This is a genomic window from Microbacterium psychrotolerans (assembly GCF_031085295.1).
In the GTDB taxonomy this organism is placed as follows: domain Bacteria; phylum Actinomycetota; class Actinomycetes; order Actinomycetales; family Microbacteriaceae; genus Microbacterium; species Microbacterium psychrotolerans.
Genome location: NZ_JAVFWO010000001.1, coordinates 384,600 through 396,390, shown reverse-complemented (window position 1 = coordinate 396,390; position 11,791 = coordinate 384,600). Strand labels below are relative to the sequence as shown.

General features: G+C 69.6%; 3 protein-coding genes. 2 read left to right on the top strand and 1 reads right to left on the bottom strand.

Going from position 1 to position 11,791, the window contains the following annotated elements:
* The first annotated feature begins 889 nt into the window (after positions 1-889).
* Positions 890-3,667: a LamG-like jellyroll fold domain-containing protein gene (locus tag Q9R08_RS01680; RefSeq protein ID WP_470365355.1), complete on the top strand. Its 2,778-nt coding sequence runs from the start codon at positions 890-892 to the stop codon at positions 3,665-3,667.
* A gap of 159 nt (positions 3,668-3,826) precedes the next feature.
* On the opposite strand, the gene Q9R08_RS01675 is transcribed toward Q9R08_RS01680, so the two are convergent.
* Positions 3,827-5,236 carry a glycosyltransferase gene (locus Q9R08_RS01675; protein ID WP_308866077.1) on the bottom strand — a complete coding sequence of 470 codons (1,410 nt, stop codon included), beginning with the start codon at positions 5,234-5,236 and terminating at the stop codon, positions 3,827-3,829.
* A gap of 498 nt (positions 5,237-5,734) precedes the next feature.
* Between Q9R08_RS01675 and Q9R08_RS01670 the strand changes: the two genes are divergently transcribed.
* On the top strand, positions 5,735-11,728 hold the full coding sequence (locus tag Q9R08_RS01670) for a DNRLRE domain-containing protein (RefSeq protein WP_308866076.1): 5,994 nt from the start codon (positions 5,735-5,737) through the stop codon (positions 11,726-11,728).
* Positions 11,729-11,791 lie beyond the last annotated feature (63 nt).

Sequence of the window (11,791 nt, the reverse complement as noted above, 5' to 3'; positions counted from 1 at the left end):
CCTCTCGCCTGATCTGCCTTTCAGCGCGGATGCGCTGCCGACCTGGCAGACCAACGGCGTTGTCTGGCAGGTGGCGATATCCCGCGGCAGAGCAGTCGTAGGGGGAAGCTTCAGTCAGATCAGGCCGGGCGCAGGACAGGCGGGCGCCGCGCGAAGTCTGCAGAGCCTCGCCATCCTGAACGCTGCGACCGGGGAGCCGGACGCGTGTCAGTTGCCGGTCGCCTACAGCGCCGGCGCGGCATCGGTGTACGCGGTGAAAGCGGCCCCCGACGGCAATACGGTCTTCGTAGGCGGCCAGTTCACGAGCGTCGGCGGCGTTGCGGTGAGCCGGCTCGCGGAGATCAATGTCGCGACGTGCACCGTCACGCCGTTCCGGGTGAACGGCATCTCGAACTATGTGCTCGAGATCGAGCCCTCCAACGACTTCGTCTACTTCGGAGGCGTGTTCCAGACGGTCGCCGGACAGACCAGGCGCAGCTTCGCGAAGGTCAACCGCGCAGGAACTCTGCAGACGGCTTTCGTCGCCAACGCGTCCGGCGCGACGGAGGAGCTGTACAGCACCACTGTCGTGCCCAACAAGAATGCCCGCGGCGATGCGCTCCAGCTCTCGCCGGACGGCACCCGACTTGCGATCGGTGGCGACTGGTTCGACATCAACGGATCGGCGTCCCACAGCTTCGCCGTCGTGGATGCGACGACGGGAGCGGTGTTGCGCACATGGCCGGCCAGCACGGTCGGCAACACCTCGCGGACGAAGACGATCAGCTCCGACGGCACACGGTTCTTCGTGGCCCAGGAGGGCTTCGCCGGGTTCGACGGCGCTCTCTCCTACAACTGGTCCGATTACAGCCAGGCCTGGCGCGACAACTGCGCGGGCGCGACTCAGACGATGGTGCCGTACCAAGGACTGCTGTTTCAGGCGCACCACCACCACGACTGCGGGGCCATGGGGATGTTCCCCGACGGCCGGCGCACCTTCCTCTCGGTGACCCACGCCGCCGACCCCACGCAGCTGCAGATCGGCTGGCTCCCGGAGCTGAACGACGGCACCGGTGAGGGCATCGGCCCACGCTCGATCGCGATCGGGCCCGGCACGAACGGCACGCCGTACCTGTGGGTCGGCGGTGAGTTCACCCGCGTCAACGGGGCCAGTCAGCAGGGCCTGACGCGGTTCAGCCCGACCGACACGGGCGCCCCACCGGTCCCGGCCATCGCCGCACGCGCCATCACGCCGAACGCGGTCCAGGTCAACATCCGCGGCGTCTACGATCCGGACGACTCGGACATCACGTACGCCGTCTATCGCGGCAACAACACGACGACCCCCGTCTGGACGGGCGTCGCCCAGTCGAAGCACTGGTATCGGTTCCAGGCGACCTTCGTCGATACGGATGTCGCACCGGGCACGAGCTACACGTATCGCGTGCGCGCGATCGACCGGGCGAACAACCAGAGCGCCCTGTCGGGGACGGCGACGGCGACGGCATCGGCGACAGGGTCCGTCTACGCATCGACGGTCATCGCGGATCAGCCGCGGCTGTTCTACCGCTACGACGACACGGCGAACGCGCAGTGGGTCGTGGACAGCGCCGGCCCGACGGTCGTCGGGCTCAACGGCCTCGCGCAGAACGGCGTGAACCGCACCGCCGCGGGCGCGATCCCCAACGACGCCAGCCGCAGCGCGACGTTCACCGACACGCAGGCGAACGGGTTGCCGCAGTACATCTGGAACGACGTCATCGCACCCGGACCCACCGTGTATTCGGTGGAGACGTGGTTCCGCACGACGTCGACCACAGGTGGGGCTCTTGCGAACTATGGATCGTCGACGGGGCGCCCTCGTACGGACACCGGGGTCGACCGAACCAGCGGCACTGTCGATCGCGTCGTGTACATGGAGAACGGGACCGGGTTCCTCCGGTTCGGCGTGCGCGCCGGGTTCGGCACGACGACGCTGCGGAGCCTCGCGGCGGTCAACGACGGGCAGTGGCACCACGTGGTCGGCACCCAGGGTCCGGGCGGCATGCAGCTGTACGTCGACGGTGTCCTCCAGGCGCAGAACGCCACGACGGGCAGCGGCACCTACAACGGCACATGGCATGTCGGCGGCGACAGTCTCAACGGCTACCCGAGTGCCGGCAACACCCTGGTGAACCGCTACTTCGACGGTCAGCTGGACGAGACGGCGGTGTACTACCGGGCCCTGTCGCCACAGCAGGTGCAGAACCACTTCAGCGTGGGGACGGGCTTCGTCGACACGGTGGCTCCGAGCACGCCGCTCGGGGTGGGCGCGTCCTTCGACGGGGCGAACGTCGACGTGACCTGGACCGCCTCGATCGACAACGTCGGCGTCGCGGGGTACCGGGTCTACCGCGGGACGACCGCCGGGTTCACGCCCGCGGCCGATACGCTCCGCGGGACGGTCGCCGGCACGACGTTCGAAGACGTCGCACCGCCGCCCGGCACCTTCTACTACAAGGTCGTCGCCTTCGATGGCGCCAACAACGCGAGCGCGGCCTCCGCGGCCTCCGCTCCCGTCACCGTCGTCGACGGTACGGCGCCGAGCGTCCCGACAGGGGTGAACGCGGTGGCGGCGGGCCAGGCGGCCGACATCTCGTGGACCGCCTCGACCGACAACGCCGGGGTGACGGGCTACGCGCTCTACCGTGGGTCGGATGCCGGATTCGTGCCGAGCATGGAGACGCTCATCCAGCCGAACGTCGTCGGCACCTCGTATCACGACGCGCCGCTCTCCGAGGGCACGTGGTACTACAAGGTGACCGCTCGTGACGCCGCCGGGAACGTCTCCGGCGCGTCGAGCGCGGCATCCGTCGTCATCGTGGCTCCCGACAGCACGCCGCCGAGCGTGCCCGGGGGGCTGACGGCGGCCGTCGAGGGCGCCAACAACGTCATCCTGAACTGGAGTGCCTCGACGGACAACGTCGGCGTCACCGGCTACCTCGTCTACCGAGGCACGACGGCCGGGTTCACCGCGAACGACGCTTCCCGGATCGGCGACGTGATGGAGACGACCTTCACGGACAGCGCTCGACCGCAGGGAACGTGGTTCTACAAGGTGGCCGCCAGGGATGGGTCGGCGAACGTGAGCGCGGCCTCGGCCGCCGCGAGCGCCACGGTGACCAATCCACCGGCTCCACCCACGACGCAGACGATCGTGACGACCGCCGACTCGATGGCCGCGGCCGTCAACCCGACGTTCGCCTATGGGACCACCAACCAGATATCGTCGCGCTTCAACACCACGATCGAGTCCTTCCTGCGGTTCGACCTGCCGGCCGCGCCGGCCGGGCAGGTGCTCACGTCGGCGACGATCTCGCTGCGGACGTCCAACGATTCGACTGCCGGATCGACCGACATCCACGAGTTCCGGCTCGTCAGCGGCACGTGGCAGGAGGGCACGATCACCTGGAACAACCGCCCGACGAATGTGGGCTCGGTCGTCCTGGGGCAGCTCACGGGAGCGACGGCGCTGAACAGCCCATACGCCGCGACCCTCTCCGCTGCTGATCTCGGACCGCTCGCCGGCACCTCGATCACCCTGCGTCTGTCCAGTCCGGCGGGCAGCGACAACGTCCGGCTGTGGTCCCGTGAGGCGACGTCACCGGATTACCGACCCACACTCACGCTGACGTACACGACACCCTGATCGGGGGAGAGTCCGGCGGCGGAGCGAGCCCTCCGCCGCCGGCCCGGCCGTCGCCCGCGCCCACGGGCGGCGGCCGGTGAACGGATGCCGCGCCCGGGGCCTTCGTCAGTCGACGCAGCGCACCCGTCCTCGACATGTGCCGCCCGCGCGGCGGCGAGATCAGTGGTGGAGGACGGGGCGGTGCCGACGGCTCGGCGAACCAGCGAGCGCGCCTGCCGCTGCGCGGCGACCCGACACCATCGCCGCCTGCAGGGTCGCCTCGAACGAGGCGACCGCGGCGTCGATACCGAGATGGGCATCGCGATAGCTCCGCGCGGCCTGACCGAACGCCTGCGCGCCTGCGGGGTCGGCGGCGAGACGCTCGGCGGCATCGACCAGTGCGCTCGGGTCGCCGGCCGCGACGCACGGTCCGGCTCCGGCCGCGCAGACCTCGTCGTGCGTGATGCTCGAGGGGTCGACCGCCGCGATCACGGGAAGTCCTGTGGCGAAGTACGTCGTCAGCTTGCTGGGAACGGCCATCTCGGTGAGACCCGGCCGCTCGTTGACCAGGAGGATGTCGGCCGAGGCGAGCGCGCGCTCGAAGGCGCCGTCGGGCAGCGGATCGAGGAACTGAAGTCGTGAGCAGGCCCCCATCGCCTCCAGGGCGGGGCGCTGGTTCCCGTCGCCCAGCAGGACGAACTTCACGTGCGATCCGCGGCGAGCGGCCTCGATGGAGGCATCGACGACGTTCTCGAGTCCCTGCTTCGCCCCGATGTTGCCGGCATGCAGGACGACCACGTCCTCGTCCCCCCAGCCGAGCTCTCGGCGAAGCGCGCTGTCGCGCCCGGCGCCGTCCGTCTTCACGTGCGACCAGTTCCGCACGACGTCGACGGGCGTGGCGACCGAGAGGTCCTCCTGCAGAACGCGGCGGAATCGGTCGTGGATCGCCACGACCCGGTCGGCGGAGTTCATCAGCCCGCGCTCCAGTGCGGCGATCCCCTGGGCGCCATGCGACACGGCACCTGTCTCCCGCGCGCCGAGTGTGTAGATGTCCTGTACCCACACGATCGTCGGTACGCCCGTCAGGGCGGCGCGGACGGCGGCCAGCCGGGACGAGATCATCGCGGGGCTGACGAGGACCACGGTATCCGGGCGGTGCCAGCGGGCGAGGGTGGCCCTGAGCCCGAAGGTCAGCTCCGACAGTGCGCGATCGACCATGGTGTGGCGCCGAGGCACATAGTGCCGCAGTCGTGTGACGTCGACCAGATCCCGCGTCTCGGTGCGGGTCCAGCCGCCGTAGCCGTCCTGGACCTTCCACCATGGATAGTGCGGATGCGTCGTGACGACCTGCACCCGCCATCCGCGCGCCGCGAGTGCACCGGCCATACCCCCCGTGTAGGGTGCGATGCCCGTCGGCTCGGGTGCGTAATTGATGCCGACGAAGAGCACCCGCGGCGCCGTTCGCCGTCTCGCCGCACCTCCCGACGCGCCGACGGCGGCATCCGTCGCCGAGGCCGGCTCCTCTTCCACGGTCTCCGGCGACGTCGATACGCGTGACGATCGGGCGCCGAGGCGCCATTCCCCAGTCATCTATCCTCCCCAGCGGACGCGCGACGACATCGTCACGACGCATCTCGGAGAGCGCTCCCCAGCGCGGTCCATCGGTCGTCGGTTTCGGGTTCGACGGCCGTCAGCGTCCCTCGCCTCTCGGCGCGGAACGCAGTTCATCCGGCCGTCGGTTTCGGGTTCAACGGCCGTCAGCGTCCCTCACCTGCCGGTGAGGGACGTTCTGGGGCACACCATACAACGCAACCGCGTCATGCGGAATACACCGTTCGAATGCGATGCCTCCACTCGCGGCTCGTCGGAGCCGAGGGTGTCATCACGCACCGGATCTCCCGGCCGCAGATGCCCTGGAGACAAAGCGCGAACGGAGGCGTACAGTGTCGCTTGCATCGTCCCGAATGCCGAGAGACGCGCCTGGGAAGCGTCCGAACTCGACGACTGGGAACCCGGCGGTGCTTCTGGGAGGGCCCACGGACACGTCTGTGGGCGTTGGGGGTGTGACCCGTGGTCTCACGTAACTGGATGGGTGTCGTCGTAGCATCGGCGCTCGTGGTCGGCCTCGTCGCGGTCGCGCCGCCCGAACCGGCTTCGGCTCTTTCGCCCGGCGTTCAGTTCAGCGCCGACGACCTGCCGACGTGGCAGACCGACGGAACGGTGTACGCGCTCGCGCAGTCGGCCGGAAGGGTCGTGGCGGGGGGCACGTTCAGCGAGCTGCGTCCGCCCGAAGGAGGCTCGGGTTCGCCGGTCGCTGTGAACGCCCTGGCGATCCTCGACGCCGAGACCGGGAACCCCGACGGCTGCCAGCTGAGTCTCGCGCTGGCCGGCGGAACGCCGGCGGTCTATGCGGCAACCGCGGCGCCCGACGGCAACACGGTCTACATCGGCGGCAACTTCTCGAACGTCGGCGGGGTGTCCACGGGTCGCATCGCGCAGATCGACGTCCGCACGTGCACCGTCACCGGCCTTCGCCTCCCCAGCATCTCCTCGATCGTGCACACCATCGCCGTGAAGGGGACGACGATGTACTTCGGCGGCATGTTCCTCACCGTCGGCGGTGAAGCGCGCCAGAGGTTCGCCGCCGTGGACGTCACCACCGGGGCTCTGCTTCCGTGGACGGCGAACGTCGATGACATCGGCCGAGGCATCGGCGTCTCACCCGACGGCTCCAAGGTCGCGATCGGCGGGGACTTCTTCTCCGTCAACGGCGCGTCCTCGCACTCGATCGCCATCGTCGACGCGGTCACCGGTGCGAACATCCGCACCTATCCCGCCGGGTTCATCGCGAACACCTCGGTGACCAAGCACATCTTCAGCGCGGACGACGGCAGGTTCTACATCTCGAACGAAGGCACCGGCGGTGGTGTCTTCGACGGACGCGCGGCGTTCTCGTGGGCGACGGGCGACCAGCTGTGGCGCGACACGTGCCTCGGCGCCACTCAGATGACACTGCAGTACCAGACGACCCTCTACTCCGTGAGCCACGGTCACAACTGCGATTCGGTGAATGCGCAGCAGGACGGCACACGTCACTACTTCCTCGCGCAGAGCGCGGTCGACGGGTCGCACTTCGCGTGGGATCCCAAGTCGAACGACGGCATCGGCGAGGGCATCGGCCCGCGCGCGCTCGTCGTCGCGACCGGCAGGTCGACCGGGCAGCAGTTCATGTGGAGCGGCGGCGACTTCACGACGATCAACGGTGCGCCGCAGGACCACCTGACGCGCTTCGGGACCACCGACAGCGGCAATCCGCCGGCGCCGACGGTGTCGGCGGTCGCTCAGAGCAGCGGGGCGATCGACGTCCGCATCCGCACGTCGGTCGACGATGACGACTCGACGCTGACGTATCAGGTCTTCCGGAACAACTCCTCGAGCCCGATCTGGAGCGGTGCGTCGTCCTCGGTGTGGTGGAACCGCCCCCAGGTGACGTTCGTCGACACCGATGTGGTCGCGGGGCAGACCTACACCTACCGTGTGCGAGCGACCGACGGCACGAACAGCTCGGTGCTCTCGCAGGTGGCCAGTGCCACCGCGGTCGCATCCGCGGCCGATTATGCGGCATCCGTCCGTTCCGACGCTCCCGCGATCTACTGGCAGGGGAACACGACGGGTTCGTGGCTGCAGGACGGTTCTGCCGCGACGACGAACACCAGCCGCCAAGCGGGCGTGCTCGAGAACGGCGCGGCGAACTCGGCCGACACCCCCGTCCCAGGCGACGCCAGCGGATCCCTCGTCTTCGACGGGGGCGATGACTACGTCTGGCACCAGGGCCTGGCCCCGGCGCCGACGACGTACAGCGTCGAGACGTGGATCAGGACGACGACCACTCGAGGCGGGAAGATCGTCGGATTCGGAAGCGGTCGGCCACGCACCGACAACGGCGCGACAGTGCTCAGCGGCAGCTACGACCGGCACCTCTACATGACCAATACGGGCCGGGTGGTCTTCGGCGCGTACACCGGCTCGACCGTGACCCTGACCTCGGTCGGCGCCCTGAACGACGGATCGTGGCACCACATCGTGGGCACGCAGGGCGCGGGCGGCATGGCGCTGTACGTCGACGGGGTGCGCGTGGCGCAGAACTCGAACGCGGTCGCCCAGTCGTACTCCGGGGTATGGCACGTCGGCGGAGACAACCTCTCCGGGTGGCCCAACCGGCCGACGAGCAACTTCTTCGCCGGCACGATCGACGAGACCGCGGTCTACTCGTCGGCACTCGGCGCGGGTGACGTAGCCGACCACTTCCAGGCGGCGGGCCGGGAACTCGATCTCAACCACGCGCCCGCCGACGCCTACGGCACGCGCGTCTTCGCCACGGACCCCACGCTCTACTGGCGCCTCGGCGAAGCATCCGGAACCACAGCCGCCGACGCCGCCCGCTTCAGCACCTACCCCGGGGTGTACCGGACCGGCGTCACCAAGGGTCAGCCGGGTATCATCCCCGGCAACACGGCGGTGACGACACCTGGCACACAGCAGGGCACGGTCGCCACGCAGGCCGCGCTCACGCCCTCGGCGGCCCTCACCGCCGAGATCTGGTTCAACACGACGACTGCCGGTGGCAAGCTGTTCGGATTCGAGAACGCGCAGACCGGCAACGGCACGAACTACGACAAGCATCTGTACATGACCGCAGGCGGCAATCTCGTCTTCGGCTCGTGGGTCGGCTCGGCAGCCGTCGTGACCAGCCCGCTCGGCTACGCCGACGGCAAGTGGCACAGTGCGGTGGGCGTCTTGGACTCCTCCGGTCGGAAGCTCTACGTCGATGGCGGGCTCGTCGCGCAGAGCAGCGTCACCGGCGCGGATACGACGAGCGGGTACTGGCGCATCGGCGGCGGCAACCTCGGCAGCTGGCCCGGCGCGACCTCGAACTCCTACTTCCGCGGGGCGCTGGACGAGTTCGCCGTGTACAACGGCGGCCTCGCCGCCAATGAGATCGCCCGCCACTACGCGCTCGGGGTCCAGGACGCCGCGTCCCCGACCACGCCCTCCGGGCTCTCCGCCACCCACGGCTCCGGCGGTGTGGACGTGTCGTGGACGGCATCCACCGACAACACCCGCGTGCTCGAGTACCGCGTCTACCGGAGCACCGCGGCCGACTTCGCCCCCGACGCCGACTCGTTCCTCGCGACCACGGCGACGACCTCGTACCACGAGGACGCTCCCGCCCTGGGCACCTACTACTACCGGGTGACCGCGGTCGACGGCGCCGAGAACGAGAGCCCGCCCTCAGCACCCAGGCAGCTCCTCGTCACCGATATCGACGCCCCCACGGCACCCGCCAGCCCGGCCGCGACACAGGTGGGCGCGAACGGTGCGACCGTCACGTGGGCGCCGTCCGCGGACGACGTCGATGTGATCGACTACAGGGTCTACAGGGGGGATGCCGCGGGCTTCGCGATCGCCGACGGAACGCTGGTCGGCACGGTCAGCAGCACATCGTTCAGCGAGAGCGGACTCTCGGCGGGTGCGCACTACTACCGCGTGACCGCGCGCGACGCGGCCGGCAACGTCAGTCAGCCCTCCGACACCGCGATGGTCACGATCGTCCCGCCGGATGTGACGGCCCCGAGCGCACCGGGCGGCTTCACGGCGACACTGTCCAGCGGGACCAACGTGACGCTCGCGTGGAATGCCTCGACCGATGACCGAGGTGTCAGCTCGTACGTGCTTTACCGGAGCCTCGCGGCGGACTTCACGCCGAGCGCGGGCAACCGCATCGCGGAGGTCGCGACGCCGGGTCACGTGGACACGGGACGCGCCGCCGGCACGTGGTACTACAAAGTGACCGCACAGGATGCCGCGGGCAACGTCAGCGCTCCGTCGTCCGCGTCGGTGACCATCCAGCCGCCGTCGCAGGCGGTCGAGGTGACCCTCACGCCCACCGAGGACGCCATGGTTGCCCAGGCGGCTCCGACGACCCTGTACGGCACGTCGAACCAGCTGTCGGCGCGGGGCACCAACGGAACGATCGAGTCGTTCGTCCGGCTGCAGCTGCCGGCCGCGCCGGCAGGGACGGTGCTGACAGGCGCCGTGCTGTCGGTCCGCACCTCGAACGACAGCACCGCCGCGACGACGGACTCGCCGCAGTTCCGGCTGGTGACAGGCGCCTGGACCGAGGATGCCGTCAACTGGAACAACCGCCCGACCACGACGGCGACCGGCGTGCTGGGCACCCTCACCGGTGCGACAGCGCTCAACTCCGCCTATACCGTCAACCTCGGCGCCGAGGGTCTGTCCTCCTTCCTGGGACAGACGGTGACCCTCCGCATGTCCGGCACCAACAGCGACAACGTCCGCCTGTGGTCCGCGGAGGCGTCGGCGGCCTACCGGCCGTCGCTGCGGCTGACATTCACACCCGCTTCCGGTCCCGACACGCAGGCGCCGACCGTGCCGACCGGGCTCTCGACCTCCGTCGCCGGCAACGCGAACGTGACCATCACCTGGTCGCCCTCCGCGGACAATGTCGGCGTCACCGGCTACACCGTGTATCGGGGGACCAGTGCCGGCTTCGCGGTGGACGCCTCCTCGAAGATCGCCGACGTGACGACGCCGTCGTACACGGACAACGGCCGGACAGCAGGCGTCTGGTACTACAAGGTGACGGCGCGGGACGCGGAGAACAACGTGAGCGCGGCGTCCGCGAGCGCCTACGCGACCATCCTCGCCAACGGCGGCACTCCGGTCGAGATCACGGTGCCGATCACCGACGACGCCATGGTCGCGCAGTCGTCTCCGACGACGCTCTACGGCACGTCCAATCAGCTGTCGTCGCGCGGGACCGGGGGCACCATCGAGTCGTTCCTCGCTGTCCCGCTCCCGGCCGCTCCCGCGGGCACTGCGCTCACGGGCGCCGTGCTCTCGGTGCGGACGTCGACCGACACCACGGCGGCCTCCGTCGACGCGCACGAGTTCCGCCTGATGTCCGGAGCGTGGTCCGAAGCCACGGTGAACTGGAACAACCGCCCGGTGACCGCGACGTCGGCGGTTCTGGGCAGCCTCACCGGCGCGACGGCCACGAACGCCGCTTACACCGTCGCGCTGACCACGGGTCCACTCGCATCCGCCCTCGGCCAGACCGTGACGCTCCGGATGTCGAGCGCGGGCGGCGACAACGTCCGGCTCTGGTCCGCGGAAGCGACATCGGCGACCTACCGGCCGTCGGTGAAGCTCACCTTCACGCCCGTCGCGGGCCCCGATACCGAGGCGCCTTCGGTGCCGGCGGGTCTGGTGGCGTCCGTCGTCGGCAACGCCGACGTCGGGCTGTCCTGGAGTGCGTCCACCGACAACAGCGGGGTCACCGGCTACACGGTCTACCGCGGTACCGCTGCGGACTTCGTCGCCGACGCGTCGTCCCGGCTGTCCGACGTCACCGCTTCGTCCTACACCGACAGCGGGCGCCCCACGGGCACCTGGTACTACCGGGTGACGGCACGGGATGCCGCGGGCAACATGAGTGCGGCTTCGTCCGCCGTCTCGGCGACCATCACCCCGCCGGTCGTACCGCCCGTCGTGCAGTCGGTCGTGACCACCGCCGACACGATGGTCGCCGCGAGCAACGCTGCAGGGACGTACGGCACGACCAACCAGCTGTCGTCTCGGTTCAGCACGGGGATCGAGTCGTTCATGTCGTTCGCCCTGCCTGCCGCACCGGCAGGGATGCAGCTGACGTCCGCCTCGCTGTCGGTGCGAACGTCCACGGACTCCACAGCGGCATCCGCCGACACACATGCCTTCCACCTGGTGTCGGGGCCGTGGAATGAGGCGAGCATGACGTGGAACACGCGCGTCACGCAGACCGCGTCCGGCGTGATCGGCGAGCTGGCGGGAGCCGGCGCCACCAACACCGCCTACACCGTGACCATCCAACCGACCGACCTCGCAGGGCTGGCGGGTCAGACGATCACGATGCGGATGTCGAGCACGGCGGGGACGGACAATGTGCGGATCTGGTCGCGAGAGGCCACCAGTGCGTCGTATCGCCCGACGCTGACGCTCACGTACACGGCGGTGCCTTAGCGCGCAGATCGCCGAGAGGGGCGCTCCGGCGGCCGGGGCGCCTGCGAACAACGGGAGGTGACG

What these genes read in the sequence shown, in the direction of transcription:
- Q9R08_RS01675 (WP_308866077.1), bottom strand. Translation starts at nt 5,236, where the DNA reads ATGACTGGGGAATGGCGCCTCGGCGCCCGATCGTCACGCGTATCGACG.
- Q9R08_RS01680 (WP_470365355.1), top strand. Translation starts at nt 890, where the DNA reads ATGGTGCCGTACCAAGGACTGCTGTTTCAGGCGCACCACCACCACGAC.
- Q9R08_RS01670 (WP_308866076.1), top strand. Translation starts at nt 5,735, where the DNA reads ATGGGTGTCGTCGTAGCATCGGCGCTCGTGGTCGGCCTCGTCGCGGTC.